This is a genomic window from Streptococcus sp. FSL E2-3488 (assembly GCF_038003585.1).
Classification (GTDB): Bacteria; Bacillota; Bacilli; order Lactobacillales; family Streptococcaceae; genus Streptococcus; species Streptococcus thermophilus.
This window is the reverse complement of record NZ_JBBOPL010000001.1, coordinates 742,361-756,234: the sequence shown is the minus strand read 5'-3', so window position 1 is coordinate 756,234 and position 13,874 is coordinate 742,361. Positions and strand designations below refer to the sequence as shown.

14 protein-coding genes and 2 pseudogenes are annotated in these 13,874 nt (G+C 39.8%); all 16 read right to left on the bottom strand.

Annotated features, from left to right (window positions below; all coding sequences use genetic code 11):
• Position 1: 1 nt before the first annotated feature.
• A complete protein-coding gene (locus MHH90_RS03955) occupies positions 2 to 745 on the bottom strand; it encodes an acyl-ACP thioesterase domain-containing protein (RefSeq protein WP_084828886.1) in 744 nt (247 codons plus the stop codon).
• A complete protein-coding gene (hemW, locus tag MHH90_RS03950) occupies positions 746 to 1,882 on the bottom strand; it encodes a radical SAM family heme chaperone HemW (protein ID WP_100262685.1) in 1,137 nt (378 codons plus the stop codon). It abuts the gene before it with no gap.
• Positions 1,883 to 1,977: 95 nt separating this feature from the next.
• A pseudogene (locus MHH90_RS10215) lies at positions 1,978 to 2,674 on the bottom strand (hypothetical protein).
• A gap of 103 nt (positions 2,675 to 2,777) precedes the next feature.
• Positions 2,778 to 3,953 carry an IS256-like element IS1191 family transposase gene (locus tag MHH90_RS03940; RefSeq protein WP_340725732.1) on the bottom strand — a complete coding sequence of 392 codons (1,176 nt, stop codon included), beginning with the start codon at positions 3,951 to 3,953 and terminating at the stop codon, positions 2,778 to 2,780.
• 218 nt (positions 3,954 to 4,171) lie between these two features.
• Positions 4,172 to 4,471 carry a hypothetical protein gene (locus tag MHH90_RS03935; RefSeq protein ID WP_100262492.1) on the bottom strand — a complete coding sequence of 100 codons (300 nt, stop codon included), beginning with the start codon at positions 4,469 to 4,471 and terminating at the stop codon, positions 4,172 to 4,174.
• A gap of 202 nt (positions 4,472 to 4,673) precedes the next feature.
• On the bottom strand, positions 4,674 to 5,048 hold the full coding sequence (locus MHH90_RS03930; RefSeq protein ID WP_223899687.1) for a hypothetical protein: 375 nt from the start codon (positions 5,046 to 5,048) through the stop codon (positions 4,674 to 4,676).
• Complete coding sequence (locus MHH90_RS03925) at positions 5,026 to 5,169, bottom strand: hypothetical protein (RefSeq protein WP_223899688.1); 144 nt, start codon at positions 5,167 to 5,169, stop codon at positions 5,026 to 5,028. Before MHH90_RS03925 ends, MHH90_RS03930 begins: the two co-directional genes overlap by 23 nt.
• Before the next feature lie 162 nt (positions 5,170 to 5,331).
• Entirely contained in the window at positions 5,332 to 6,378 is a 1,047-nt protein-coding gene (gene rfbB, locus MHH90_RS03920; RefSeq protein ID WP_100273313.1) for a dTDP-glucose 4,6-dehydratase, read from the bottom strand.
• 429 nt (positions 6,379 to 6,807) lie between these two features.
• On the bottom strand, positions 6,808 to 7,401 hold the full coding sequence (locus MHH90_RS03915) for a dTDP-4-dehydrorhamnose 3,5-epimerase family protein (RefSeq protein ID WP_084828891.1): 594 nt from the start codon (positions 7,399 to 7,401) through the stop codon (positions 6,808 to 6,810).
• On the bottom strand, positions 7,401 to 8,270 hold the full coding sequence (rfbA, locus tag MHH90_RS03910) for a glucose-1-phosphate thymidylyltransferase RfbA (protein ID WP_084828892.1): 870 nt from the start codon (positions 8,268 to 8,270) through the stop codon (positions 7,401 to 7,403). Before rfbA ends, MHH90_RS03915 begins: the two co-directional genes overlap by 1 nt.
• Positions 8,271 to 8,501: 231 nt before the next feature.
• Positions 8,502 to 9,593: an NAD(P)/FAD-dependent oxidoreductase gene (locus tag MHH90_RS03905; protein ID WP_024704255.1), complete on the bottom strand. Its 1,092-nt coding sequence runs from the start codon at positions 9,591 to 9,593 to the stop codon at positions 8,502 to 8,504.
• Positions 9,594 to 9,659: 66 nt separating this feature from the next.
• Positions 9,660 to 10,488: pseudogene (locus tag MHH90_RS03900) on the bottom strand (ZIP family metal transporter).
• Between the two features lie 12 nt (positions 10,489 to 10,500).
• Positions 10,501 to 11,289 (bottom strand): Nif3-like dinuclear metal center hexameric protein, encoded by a 789-nt coding sequence (locus tag MHH90_RS03895; RefSeq protein WP_011226154.1) that lies wholly within the window; start codon positions 11,287 to 11,289, stop codon positions 10,501 to 10,503.
• Positions 11,279 to 11,965 (bottom strand): tRNA (adenine(22)-N(1))-methyltransferase, encoded by a 687-nt coding sequence (locus MHH90_RS03890; RefSeq protein WP_084828894.1) that lies wholly within the window; start codon positions 11,963 to 11,965, stop codon positions 11,279 to 11,281. The genes MHH90_RS03895 and MHH90_RS03890 overlap by 11 nt, the downstream gene beginning before the upstream one ends.
• A 97-nt stretch (positions 11,966 to 12,062) precedes the next feature.
• Complete coding sequence (locus MHH90_RS03885) at positions 12,063 to 12,503, bottom strand: GtrA family protein (protein ID WP_014608439.1); 441 nt, start codon at positions 12,501 to 12,503, stop codon at positions 12,063 to 12,065.
• Between the two features lie 2 nt (positions 12,504 to 12,505).
• Positions 12,506 to 13,858 carry a phosphoglucosamine mutase gene (gene glmM, locus MHH90_RS03880; protein WP_011226155.1) on the bottom strand — a complete coding sequence of 451 codons (1,353 nt, stop codon included), beginning with the start codon at positions 13,856 to 13,858 and terminating at the stop codon, positions 12,506 to 12,508.
• Positions 13,859 to 13,874 lie beyond the last annotated feature (16 nt).

Sequence of the window (13,874 nt, the reverse complement as noted above, 5' to 3'; positions counted from 1 at the left end):
CTTACTCGTCTCCTATTTCTTTCCATTGAATAATGGCCTGGGCATGAACATTACCATCAACACAAATCTGGTGTTGACTGCTCAAACTGCCTTGGTCAAACTCATAGCCAGAATAAATTTTTGAGCCATGATGGATTTCTTTAACGTACTTGAGATCAATATGGGCTGGTGTGTACTCGGTCAAAAAGTCCAAATCGAAAACATCCAACATCCACTCTAAGTACTTACTATTATTAACGTGTCCATTCATGTCCAGGTCAAAATAGCGTACACGGTATAAGATCTCAAGCGGATTTTCCAAAGTCTTATAGTGAGGACCTCGAAGCAACTTTTTAATCTTATCTGCTCCATAAGGTGCTACCACCTCATCTGGCACCTCCGCTACCTTACGCGTTTCATAATCCATGAGGGCAAAGGTAGTCTTAAAGAGCATGATTTGCTGACCAGCCTCATCTGTGATATAAAAATTACGGTAACAGAAAATCTTATTATAGGAAATGGCTTCCGTTGTAATGGTTACTTTTTCATTGTAGCGAGGCAAACGGTCAATCTCAATAGCATAGTCTGTCACAATCCAAACAAGACCGTAATTATCAAAAACGTCCTTATCCGTATTACCCAGAGATTCTGACTGCATGCCAGAGACTTGCAGTGAAAAAGCCAATAAGTGTGGCAATTTCACATGATGTGTGATGTCCGTCTCATAAAACGGAATCTGATAAGGAATGCTAAATTTTAATCCCATCTAATCCTCCAAGATAAATTGCTCAGCGACACTATCCCCCAGAAAGAGTCCACGTTTCGTCATACGAACAACCTCTGGATCCTTGACCAAGAGACCATCTGCCTGTAGTTTTTCCACAATGTCTCCATAAGTATCCGCAAATGACATACCAAACTTCTCTTCAAACCGTTTGATAGACACACCCGACTTTTTACGTAAACCAAGGAAAAACTCCTCCTCCATCATCTCTACCTTAGTCAGATGTTCTTCATTGAGTCTAGCATGACCATCCTCAGCTATAGCCTTTAGGTAATGTTGGATCGGTCCTCGATTACGGTAACGAACACCATTCACATAACCAGAGGCCCCAGCACCCACTCCATAGTATTCATCATTATTCCAATACATGAGATTATGTCGGCTCTCCATCCCGGGTTTGGTAAAGTTAGAAATCTCGTAGTGCTCAAAACCATTTTTTTCCAACTCTTGGATAATATAGTCAAACATCTCTACTTCCAAGTCCTCAGTGGGTAGATTGAGCTTACCCCGACGCATCTTATTCATAAAGACCGTGTGATGTTCCAATATCAAACTGTAGAGACTTAGATGTGGAATATCCAGTTCCAGTGCCTTTCTCACATTTTCCTTGACTTGGTCCATAGTTTGACCAGGCAGAGCATAAATGAGGTCAATGGAAATATTATGGAAACCAGCAGACTTCAAGCTATCAATGCTTTCATAAATCTGTGCTTGATTGTGACTGCGACCAATTTGACGCAAGTGTTTGTCATCAAAAGTCTGAACCCCTAGAGATACCCGATTAACAGCAGATTTTTTTAGTACTTCAATTTTATCAACCGTCAAATCACCAGGATTGGCCTCAATGGTAAACTCCTCCAGCTTTGATAAATCCAAGTTCTTCTGAAGATGACTTAAAAGGTAGTCCAATTGCTCAGCAGAAATAGCTGTGGGTGTCCCCCCACCAATATAAAGGGTACGAAGCTCCTTGATATCTGAAAGCTCCCACTCACGAATCAAAGCCCGTAGGTAGTCATCAACGGGCTGATTTTTAATAAATACCTTGGAAAAGTCACAATAATAACAAATTTGTGTGCAAAATGGGATGTGCACATAAGCTGATGTTGGTTTTGTTTGCATGTAACTATTCTACCATTTTTTTAGCAGAAATGAGACCTTGAAAAAGAAGAGTTTGACGCAAAAAAGAAGCCATCTCTCCAGATAGCTTCTTTACTTCATTTTGTTAATGAAAATGGAAAAGCATTGTAGTGGCTATAATCAAAGGTTGGTCCCAAATCAGAGATAACTTGAACTGGTGTGTATGTGATATTTTCAAGAATAAAACTAGGCTTAACTTGGAAACCAGATCCCCCTATTCCAGTAAGGCCAGAGAGTAATTGCCACCTTACTAAACGTAGAAATTACCAGAAATCTGTACAGCTTTTGCAGTTATAAAACTTTGACAATAGGGTTCGTAAGCGACATTAAAATTTTCCTTTGAAGTAATGTTTTCATCAGCATCAACTGTAAAACTAATATCTGTTGCTTGAGGACTCATACCAGTCCAGGTTCCAACCAAGGCTGATGGAACATGAGAGTCACTTTGGGTATCAGGTGTTACTTGGCCAGACTTATTTGACTCAGTAGTAGCACTACTACTTGTTCCTGATTGAGTATCAGTTACAGCTGTAGCTTGATTTCTTTTACTGAGCTAGATTCAGAATCACTTGCTAGGTCTTGGCCTTTTTAGCAGATTTCCTTTCAGTAGTTTTTGTCTTTGCTGATGACTTTACTACTTTAGAAGTTGAAGTTGTAGATGATGATGTAGTGCCTTTTTTCTGACTTGAAGCCACATCCGATAAGAGCCCCAGAAAAAGCTACAGATAACAAAACAAGTAAACAAACATGGATAACTATACTTTTTATTTTCATAAACCTTTTTTCTGTATGTATATTATATTATAAAATTCAAGCGTTGTTTGTAATTGATACTGTCAATAATTATGTGTAAACACTCAAGTAGAGTTGAAGAATGTTAATCAAATAAGCTTTCAAGTGTGTCAGCACATTGGCCAAACCCTTTATGGATGCGTTGATTTTGCTTGAAATTATAATCTTCAAACAGGGTAACTAAATAACGTTCCAGAGCCTCCTCGTTAGGAAAAAGAACCTTCTTTTTCGTTTGACGTTTGATTTCTTTGTTAAGAGACTCAATGAGGTTTGTCGAATAAATGCTATGCCAAATCTGGTAGGGAAACTGATAAAAAGTTAAAAGATTATCCGTATTCTCCAGACTTTCCATGACTTTCCTATACTTTGGTTTCCATTCGGCGATAAAGTTCTCTAAAATTTGCACTGCCATTTCTAAATTTTCAGCACGATAAATCGTTTTAAATTGCTCCAGAATAACCGCTCTATCTGCTCGTTTCACTTTACTAGCTAGATTTCGACTAATATGAATTAAGCAACGTTGTTGTTTAGCTAATGGGTAAGCCTGATTGATAATCTGTTCAAGCCCCTTGAAGCCATCGGTCACTACAAGAGAAACCTGTTGGATTCCTTGGTTTTGAAGCTTGTCTAACAGGGTGGACCAAGAAGCATTGTTTTCATTTGGGGCGATTTCATATCCAAGAACAGCCTTCTGTCCTTCTGGTGTAATGCCAAGTGCGATATGAATACATTCTTTACTAACGGTTCCACGTCTTAAGGGGAGATAGGTTCCGTCAAGAAATAAAACAGAGTAATTGGCTTCTAAGCTTCGCTCATGAAAAGTAGCGACATTCTCCTGAGTTGCTTTTGAGATATTAGAAATTGTGGCAGGACTATAGTGATGACCATACATTCGCTCGATGATATCACTAATTTCTCGAGTCGTTACACCGGTTTGATAGAGTTTGATAACCATCTCTTCCAAGTGGTCATCTCGACGTCCATAAGCGGGAAGCAAAGCTGGACTAAAGTTCCCATTACGATCTCTAGGAATACTCAACTGAACAGTCCCATATTTGGTTTCGAATTTCCGTGCATAGCTTCCGTTACGACTATTCCCAGAATTATAGCCTAATTTATCGTAAGGTTCATACCCTAAAAAGGCTGATAACTCTGCTTGAAGCAGATCATTCATTGCTGTTTCAAGAGAAGTACGGAAAAATTCATCAATATCTTGCTTTTGGGCTAGGAAGTTAAGTAGTTCTGTGGTAAACTGAGTCATAGGAATAAATCTCTTTCTAGTAATGTTTTGCAACTCTACTATAACGGATTTATTCCTTTTTTGTGTTTACACAACTTATTTTACACTACCTTGTAATTTTGTAACTTTTTGTAATGTTTTGTCTTTCTGTTATAAGTTAATAGGTCCTTTTAACCAAAAAAGCCTATCACTCCCACAGGAATGATAGACTCTTGACTATTATTTAAGTACTCCTTATCTTATCTGATATTAGCGAGTACCTTCTTTTTCAAGATAACCTGAATAGGGATGATCGTAGCATCTTCCGAGACAATAATGCGTTTACTACCATTCACAACTACAAAATAGTATAAACCTTTCTCGACGTGGTAGATATCGTTAACACTCTTAGCCTGATAACCGTGTGACTTAAGGGACTTCTGTATTTCAGCAAACTCTTTTTGTACCTTACTATTATCACCTCCGCCTGATTGATTCATCAGATATTCTTTTAAAGGTGTAAGAATTAAGATATTTATATCATCAGAATCTGTAGTCATTACTCCATTTTCAGAGATAGTAACTTCTCCTTTTGATTCATCTTCATAATTAAATGTCTTCCATTTTCCAACAAAAACTTTTGAAACCTCTTCCTTGTGAAAAAGACATTTCTTTTTGAAATTTTTGGTGTTGGAACCGTAGTAATCTAGGTCTGATAAGGTTAAATCTAGAACAAAGTTTGCCCCATCCTTCTGAATCAGATTATAGAAGCCAACCCCTTTCCGTCTTTACCAATACAACCTCTTTTGTCTGTAATTGGTATTTCTTGTCAAAATCAGCAATCGTTTTTAGTTTTGAATCACTGACGTCTTCTAAGCTTGTTTCAAACTTCTGTCTAACTTTCTGACCAATAGAGATTTCTTTGATTTCTTCTTCCCTATAGCCTACAACGAGTTTTGACTTCTTCCCATTTAAGTCATAAACCAAAGCAGTATTATTACTATTTACCCACAAACCACCCAAGTTTGTTCCTTTGGAAGAAAATAAAAATAATCCAAGACTTGTTGTTAGAACAAGAAGTAAAGCAATGGCAAGACCTATAAACGTCTTCTTTCTAAACTTTTTTCTGTTTAACAAAGACAAGCTGCTTTGCAGAGGGGTGATTGACCATTTGACCAGTCATTTGATTTGATAAAGGCATGGCTTCTTCAGTCATATTCTTACCGTTGTTGGTAAAATTAGCTTGTCTTCCTTCCATAACAAATTCACCATTTAAAAGGGCCTGCTGACACTCCTGAATAGTGGCTTACGATTATTAATCACTTCAAAATATTCAATCAATTCTTTTCTATTCAACATCTCTCCTAACAATTCTTAATAGAAAAATCTATCACTAGTTTATAAGTGATAGATTTTCCAATTATTTAAGTACTTCTTGTGTCTTAGCGTAGTTAACTTCAACAGCTTCTTTTTCAGCTTTCCACCAGTCTTGGTGATCTGTGTACCACTTAATTGTTTCTTCCAAACCTGATTCGAAGTTTGTGAATTGTGGTTCCCAACCAAGTTCTTCACGCAATTTTGTTGAATCAATAGCGTAACGCAAATCGTGACCAGCACGGTCTGTCACACGGTCGTAAGCATCTTTTGGTTGACCCATTTTTTCAAGGATGAGCTCAAGAACTTCCTTGTTGTTCTTTTCACCATCAGCACCAATCAAGTAAGTTTCACCGATACGCCCCTTAGTAAGGATGGCCCAAACACCGGTTGAGTGGTCATTAGTGTGAATCCAGTCACGGACGTTTCTACCATCACCATACAGTTTTGGTTTAATTCCTGACAAGATATTGGTAATTTGGCGTGGGATGAATTTTTCAATATGTTGGTATGGTCCATAGTTGTTTGAGCAGTTTGAGATTGTTGCTTTAACACCAAATGAACGAACCCATGCTTTAACAATAAGGTCTGAAGCAGCCTTAGTTGATGAGTAAGGTGATGATGGGTTATATTTTGTTTCTGCTGTGAATTTTTCTCCAGGACCTTCACCATGTCCAGGGAGATCTTCACGCAATGGAAGGTCACCATAGACTTCATCTGTTGATACATGGTGGAAACGAATATCGTATTTACGAGCAGCCTCCAAGAGTGTGTATGTACCAATGAAGTTAGTGTGGATAAATGGCGATGGGTCGTTCAATGAATTGTCATTGTGGCTTTCAGCCGCATAGTGAACGATGGCATCCGCTTTAGCAGCCAATTTGTCTACCAATTCAGCATCAGCAATATCACCAACAACTAATTCAACACGGTCACCAAGGATTTCTTCAATGTTGGCACGGTTACCAGCGTATGTGAGTTTGTCAAGGACAGTCACATGAACGTCCGGATGATTATTGTAGACATAGTGTACGAAGTTTGAACCAATGAAACCTGCACCACCAGTTACGACGATGTTTTTATATTCAGTCATTTTTTCTCCAAATAGTTTTTACTTTTGATTGTTCCTTAAATCAATTTTTTAGCTTTCCTTAGGTGATTACGGACGTAAACGAACTTCTGCGAAGTTCCATGACTAAATCAAGATATAAAGGGCGTCTGCGGATAAAGTCAAAATAGGAAGTTTAACGCTGAATCTTTCGATTCTAGGAGAACTTATCTTTTTGACACGATCCTCAGCCCATGTTCAATTAGTTTTGAGCCCTTTCGCCCTTTAATTTCCGGGCTCAGGCTAAAACAGTTCCCCAAACTGTTTTACTCTCAAAACTTCCGAACACCTGAAACAAAATAGTTCAGGTGCTTTTCTCACGGCGGGAAGCTAAGCATATAGCTCGATTCGCTCGTTTATAGCAAGGCTTAAAACTGTATAATAATTTTCTTGATTGTTTTAACAGCTATATTTTTACAAATCTTCTGATTTTAGTGGGTTGACGTCTTTGAGAAATGGGTGATTTTTATCTGCTTCTGAGACTTCTGCTTCCTCCAAGTTTTCCCACTTGATATCAAGGCTTGGGTCTGCGTAGTTGACAAAGGCATATTTTGGTTTGAGTTCAAGTGCCCAGTAGTCGTTCACAAGATAGCTGTATGCAACCTTATCTGACAAAACTTGGAAACCGTTAGCAACACCACGAGGAACAAAGATTCCTTTCGAGGCATCAATAACTGTTTGGTAAGTATTCCCAAAAGTTTCGCCTTCACGAAGGTCAACCCATGCTCCAAGAACCTTTCCTTCATCTGCTACTGAGATGTATTTATCCCAAGGCTCAGCGTGCAAACCACGCAAAACATTTTTACGTGAAAAAGAAACGTTGTTTTGCAATTTTCCTTCTGCAAAGAATGATTCTGGAAAACCAAGTGGCAACATTTTTTCTTTTTGGAAGTTTTCCTTAAACCAACCTCGGTTGTCTCCATGTACTGGAATATCAAATTCAAGCAAGCCTGGAATGGCTTCACTCTTACGTACAGCTAGTTCTTTTCCAAAAAATTGTTCAGTCATTATGCTTCTCCAATCAAACGGAGCAAATATTGTCCGTATTCATTCTTCTTAAACGGTTGTGACAATTCGAGGACCTTTTCTTTAGTTATGTAGCCCATACGATAGGCAATTTCCTCAAGGTTAGCCACTTGGACATTTTGCAAACGTTGAACCGTTTCAATGTATTGAGCAGCTTGCAGGAGGCTTTCGTGAGTGCCTGTATCCAACCAAGCAAAGCCACGCCCCATCAACTCAACAGAAAGATCTCCACGATCTAAGTAGGCCTTGTTAACATCAGTGATTTCAAGCTCTCCACGAGGGCTTGGTTTGATATTTTTAGCAATTTCCACGACATCATTATCATAAAAATAAAGGCCTGTTACAGCAAAGTTTGATTTTGGATGTTCTGGTTTTTCTTCGATTGAGATGGCATTCATATCATCATCAAACTCAACAACACCAAAACGTTCTGGGTCTTTAACTTGGTAGCCAAAGACTGTTGCGCCTTTTTCCTTAGCTTCAGCACGTTGAAGCATTGCAGAAAGACCATTGCCATGGAAAATGTTGTCCCCGAGTACAAGAGCAACACTGTCATCACCGATGAAGTCTTCGCCTATGATAAAGGCTTGAGCCAAGCCATCTGGACTTGGTTGTACAGCGTAGGAAAGGGAAATACCAAACTCTGAACCATCGCCAAGGAGTTCTTCAAAACGTGGAAGGTCCTGTGATGTTGAAATGATGAGGATTTCCTTGATTCCAGCCAACATAAGCGTTGACAATGGGTAGTAAATCATTGGTTTATCGTAAATCGGCATCAGTTGTTTGGATGCAGCACGTGTCAGTGGATACAAACGTGTCCCTGAACCGCCTGCAAGAATAATACCTTTCATAGGAAGGCTCCTTTTTTTCCTTAATATATTACTATTATTTTAGCATTTTTTAGGCTCCTTGTCACGATAAATCCTATCCTCTTAAGCTTTCATTAAGAAAATCAAGGCTGTCCATTTTCTTAATCAAATGGAATAAGAATTTCGAATGAAATCCTTTTTTTGCACTATTTCTATTGAAAATAGTGATTGTCATCCTTTTCTTAAATTTTAATATGTTGAGGGGCTTTACAACTATTGATCTTTCTTCTTAACGTACTGAGTCACTGGATAATCAGTACTGTCCAAGCTACCAGAGCGATTCATAACCAAATCAACTAGATTTTTTCCAATAAGTGGGCCAGTTGTAAGACCAGAGGAGCCTAGACCTGAAGCAACGAAGACGTTTTTAAGCTCTGGAACTTCTCCAAAGAAAGGAGAAAAGTCACTGGTATATGCTCTAGTTCCCACACGTTCAGAGAAGGACTTAGCAGTACTTAAGTCAGGAAAATAGATCTTAGCCTCCTCCTCCAGACCTTCTAAAACAGCTTCATCAACCGTCAAATCAAAACCTTTATCATTTTCGTGACTGGCCCCTACCGAGATCTTTCCACCCGCAAAAGGTATGATATCTAACTCACCCTCTGGCATCAGAACAGGCAACTTACCAGTATCTAAACCCTCAAAGAAATAATCTCGTAATTGACCCTTTTGGGGTCGAACACCCACTTCAAAACCAAGGGGTTCAAGCGTTTGACCTAGCCAGGCACCACAAGCAAGAATGACTTTATCAAAAGTTTGAGCATTAATCTCATAAGTCTCATTATCAAGAGAAGAGAGTGTAACTAGCCCCTCTAGCTTTTCAAAACCAGAGGCCTCAATCAAAGTAGCTGTCAGTTCTGCCCCCTCAACTCTGGCTCCACCAGAAGCATAGAGACAACGGTCAAATCCAGTGAATTTAGGGAGTTCATCGGCGTTTTTTATAGAGAGTTCACCAATAATAGGTGACTCTTCTAACCTAGTTTCAGCATACTGATACAAACCGTCCAATTTACCATCGTCTTTCTTGAGAAGGACCACACCAGACTGATCATAAAAACTCGTGTCATAACCATCATTTTCAAGATTTGAAGTTAACTCTTGGTAAAAATCAGCTCCCAAACGAGCCATGCGATACCAAGCTTTATTTCGGCGTTTAGAAAACCAGGGGCTGATAATCCCCGCAGCTGCCTTGGTTGCTTGTCCAGGACCATGGTCAAAAACAGTAACCTCTACGTCTTTTTCTTTTGATAAGTAATAGGCAGCCGTTGAACCGACAATACCAGCTCCAACAATTGCAATTTTCATCTCTAACTCCATCTATTTGAAAAGAGCTGAGACCTATACATACAGGAACAGCTCATCATTAATCATTTATCCCAAGGCCACATCCATAACCATCATGACTACAAAGCCAACCATAAGTCCCAAAGTTGCCATGTCAGTATTACCATTTGCCTGTGATTCAGGAATCAATTCCTCTGTTACCACAAAAATCATGGCACCTGCTGCAAAGGCCAAGGCATAAGGAATAATAGCCATCATCCACATAACAAGAGCAGCTCCCATGATAGCTCCGATAGGCTCCACGATAGCTGACATAGAACCCACATAGAAAGCCTTGATTCGAGATTTAGCATCTGCTCTAATAGGAATAGAAAGGGCTGCACCTTCAGGAACATTTTGCAAACCAATCCCGATAGCCAGACCAATAGCTCCCATAAGACCAGCGAGTGTCATATTACCACCTGCCAAGGCACCAAAGGTAACCCCGACTGCCAATCCTTCTGGAAAGTTATGAATGGTAATAGCCAAAAAAAGTAGGGCAGTTTTTGATAATTTTTTCTTACGAGGCTGAATTCCTTCCGCTTTTGAAATATCATTTTCCAAATGCAAGTGAGGGACGACAGCATCAATCAAACGAAGGGCAACACCACCAAGTAAGAATCCAGCTGCTGCGGGAAACCATGACAATTTACCATATCCATTTTGACTAGCATAAGCCAAAGAAGGAGCCAGTAGCGGACCAAAAAGAGGCTGCAATCATGACACCAACCGCAAAGCCCATCATGATGTCTTGCAATTTACGGCTAATATTCTTGAAGAAGAAAACTATGGCTGAGCCAACAATAGTACATCCCCAGGTAAAGAGACCGGCAAGAAAAGCTAAGAAAACAACATTTTGATGTAAAAACCAAGTCATAAACAAATCCACCTACAAATGATCAAAAGGATTTGTTGACGACTGACTTTCAAGTATCGTCACATGCCAATTATGCTCACGTTTCCAGACCTCAAGTTTCTCAGCAATCTTTGAGACAAAGAGGGCTTCGATATGGTGACCGGGGTCAATAGCCAAGAGGCCATTAGTAATCATCTCTTGACCCGTATGGTAATAAATATCTCCCGTGATAAAAACCTGTGCTCCCTTTTTCAGAGCATCCTTGTAAAATCCTTGACCACTACCACCGCAAATAGCCACACGGTTAACAAGAGGATTGTCATGATTATAACGAACCAGTCGAACACTATCTAAACCAAAAGCAGACTTGACTTTAAGAGCAAGATCTTCAATGGTCTGTGGCACAATATCACCCACTCGACCGATTCCTTGATTTTCAGCAGTCTCTGTTAAATAAGTGGTATCCTTAATGTCAAGTAACTCGCAGAACCAATCATTAAGACCTTCATCAACGACATCAATATTGGTATGACTGACATAGACAGCAATGTCGTGCTTAACTAGATCAAGCAAAATATCACGGTCCGGTGACGACACCAAATCCTTTACAGGACGGAAAATAGGTGCATGCTTAGCAATGATAAGGTCCACACCTTTTTCAATGACTTCAGCTACTGTATTCTCACGAACATCCAAAGTAACCATGACCTTCTGAATCTCCTTATCCAGACTGCCAATTTGTAAGCCAACCACATCACCTTCCATGGAAAGTTCCGGTGGACAAAAGCTTTCATAAGACTTGATAAGATCACTAGCTAACATGGTCCAAAACCTCCTTAATGGTTTGAATTTTTTCTTCAAGAATTGCACGGTCATCCTGATTGGCAAGGGGAATAGACCCCAAGGCAATCTCTAATTTATTAATTTCACGTTGCCATTTGAGCTGGAAAACCTGAGACTGCTCTTTCATAAGATGAGGGCCAAAGCGAATCTCCCTCTCTGAAAGGTTCATTTGACCAGCTTCTGCCACTATGATTTCGTAATATTTGCCATTTTCAGTCATAATGGCTTCTGCAACAATAGTAAAACCATTTTCCATCAACCAGATACGGAGATCATCTTCCCGATTATTTGGTTGCAAAATCAGACGGTCTACGTCCTTAAGTTTGTCCTTTCCAGCATCAAGAATATCCGCAATAAGACGTCCCCCCATACCACAAATCGTGATAGTTGTAACGGCATCATAAGGCTCAAAGGCAGCTAAGCCATTCGCCAAGCGCACGTCGATTTTATCATTGAAACCAGAAGCTGAGACATTTGCGAGAGCTGATTCATAAGGACCCTTTACCACTTCGCCAGCAATGGCTGAAGTAATCAAGCCCTTTTCAAGTAGATAAATTGGAAGATAGGCATGATCACTTCCTACATCCAAGAGTTTTGCGCCTTTAGGAACGTAGGTTGCTACGTCCTTGAGACGTTGAGATAATTGTACGTACATGTTTCATCTTTCTATTTTTTAAGTCTCTTCAATTATATCAAAAAAGGAGGTCGGTAAGAAACGCTTTTAACACATTTCCTAACAACTTCCTTTTTGTTTATACTTTTTCGTCCGTAAAGACGAAGAATTTTGAAATAATATAGTTCAACACAATGATAAGGACCTGAGCAAATAGACTCTCGATACCATTTACCCATGCCTGACTATGGCCAACAAATTGACCAATAATCTCTGGATAAGTATCTACCAAGAAATAGGCTAATGCCAAATCCAAGACCAAGGTCAAAAGGCGGGCTCCTACGAACTTAACAAAGCGCGTGGCCATACCTGCCGTTTCCTGATTAAAGACAAAGATGTCATTTGTAAAAAAGGCAAAGATAATGGCAATCGCATTGGCCAGGACAGCCGAGAGGGTCCCTTGTTTGGTCAACTGAAAAATCAAGGTACGACTAACCATGTAAACCAAAGTTGCCAAAATCCCAAAGAAGAGATATTTGAAAACTTCGGTAGCCATAAAGCCTCTGAGTTTAGCTAGCATACTTAGTCCAAACCAATTTCTGCACGAACAACATCGGCAATAGTATCGACATAGTAGTTCACTTCATCATCTGTTGGTGCTTCTGCCATAACACGAAGGAGAGGCTCTGTACCACTTGGACGAACCAAGATACGTCCATTACCAGCCATCTCAGCTTCCATTTTTTCAATGATAGCGGCAATTGCAGGAACGTCCATAGCTTTATCTTTCATGCTATTTTCCACACGGATATTAACTAATTTTTGAGGGTAAATGGTTACTTCTGCTGCCAATTCAGACAAGCTCTTACCTGTTTCAACCATTACTTTAGTCAATTGGATAGCTGTCAATTGACCATCACCAGTTGTATTGTAATCCATGATAATAACGTGACCAGACTGTTCGCCACCAAGATTATAACCGTTTTTACGCATTTCTTCAACAACGTAACGGTCACCAACAGCAGTCACAGCCTTGTTAATACCTTCACGGTCGAGAGCCTTGTGGAAACCAAGGTTTGACATAACTGTTGTAACAATGGTGTTTTTAGCTAACTCACCTTTTTGAGACAAGTATTTACCAATGATATACATCACCTTGTCACCATCGACAATATCGCCATTTTCATCAACGGCAATGAGACGGTCACTGTCACCATCAAAGGCAAGACCGATTGCTGAACCAGATTCTCTAACTAAGGCCTGCAATTGCTCTGGATGTGTAGAACCTACACCAGCATTGATATTAAGGCCATCAGGTTGATCACCAATAACAGCGATTTCTGCATTCAAGTCAAGGAAAATATTACGAGCAGATACCGCAGCCGCACCGTTAGCAGCATCCAAGGCAACCTTCATACCACCGAGGTCAAGACCAGTAGTCACCAAGAATTTTTCGTATTTACGAAGACCTTCTGGATAATCGACAAGCGTTCCAAGTCCTTCAGCTGATGGGCGTGGAAGAGTATCTTCTGCGGCATCTAGGAGAGCTTCAATTTCCGCTTCACGTGCATCATCTAATTTAAAGCCATCTCCACCAAAGAACTTGATTCCATTATCAAGTGCTGGATTGTGACTAGCTGAAATCATTACACCAGCACTAGCATTTTCTGTACGTACCAAGTATGATACACCTGGTGTCGCAAGTACCCCAAGTTTATAGACTTCGATACCTACTGAGAGAAGTCCCGCTACCAAAGCAGATTCTAACATCTCACCAGAAATACGTGTATCACGAGCCACAAAAACTTTAGGACGGCCAGTTTCATGTTGACTAAGCACATAACCACCAAAACGACCTAATTTAAAAGCCAATTCAGGCGTAAGCTCAACGTTTGCTTCTCCACGAACACCGTCTGTTCCAAAATATTTACCCATAAATTTACTATTAGTG

Bases quoted from the DNA above. Each gene is read 5' to 3' on its own strand.
- MHH90_RS03955 (WP_084828886.1), bottom strand. From the start codon at position 745: ATGGGATTAAAATTTAGCATTCCTTATCAGATTCCGTTTTATGAGACG.
- hemW (WP_100262685.1), bottom strand. From the start codon at position 1,882: ATGCAAACAAAACCAACATCAGCTTATGTGCACATCCCATTTTGCACA.
- MHH90_RS03940 (WP_340725732.1), bottom strand. From the start codon at position 3,953: ATGACTCAGTTTACCACAGAACTACTTAACTTCCTAGCCCAAAAGCAA.
- MHH90_RS03935 (WP_100262492.1), bottom strand. From the start codon at position 4,471: ATGACTACAGATTCTGATGATATAAATATCTTAATTCTTACACCTTTA.
- MHH90_RS03925 (WP_223899688.1), bottom strand. From the start codon at position 5,169: ATGGAAGGAAGACAAGCTAATTTTACCAACAACGGTAAGAATATGACT.
- rfbB (WP_100273313.1), bottom strand. From the start codon at position 6,378: ATGACTGAATATAAAAACATCGTCGTAACTGGTGGTGCAGGTTTCATT.
- MHH90_RS03915 (WP_084828891.1), bottom strand. From the start codon at position 7,401: ATGACTGAACAATTTTTTGGAAAAGAACTAGCTGTACGTAAGAGTGAA.
- rfbA (WP_084828892.1), bottom strand. From the start codon at position 8,270: ATGAAAGGTATTATTCTTGCAGGCGGTTCAGGGACACGTTTGTATCCA.
- MHH90_RS03905 (WP_024704255.1), bottom strand. From the start codon at position 9,593: ATGAAAATTGCAATTGTTGGAGCTGGTATTGTCGGTTCAACGGCTGCC.
- MHH90_RS03895 (WP_011226154.1), bottom strand. From the start codon at position 11,289: ATGTTAGCTAGTGATCTTATCAAGTCTTATGAAAGCTTTTGTCCACCG.
- MHH90_RS03890 (WP_084828894.1), bottom strand. From the start codon at position 11,965: ATGTACGTACAATTATCTCAACGTCTCAAGGACGTAGCAACCTACGTT.
- MHH90_RS03885 (WP_014608439.1), bottom strand. From the start codon at position 12,503: ATGCTAGCTAAACTCAGAGGCTTTATGGCTACCGAAGTTTTCAAATAT.
- glmM (WP_011226155.1), bottom strand. From the start codon at position 13,858: ATGGGTAAATATTTTGGAACAGACGGTGTTCGTGGAGAAGCAAACGTT.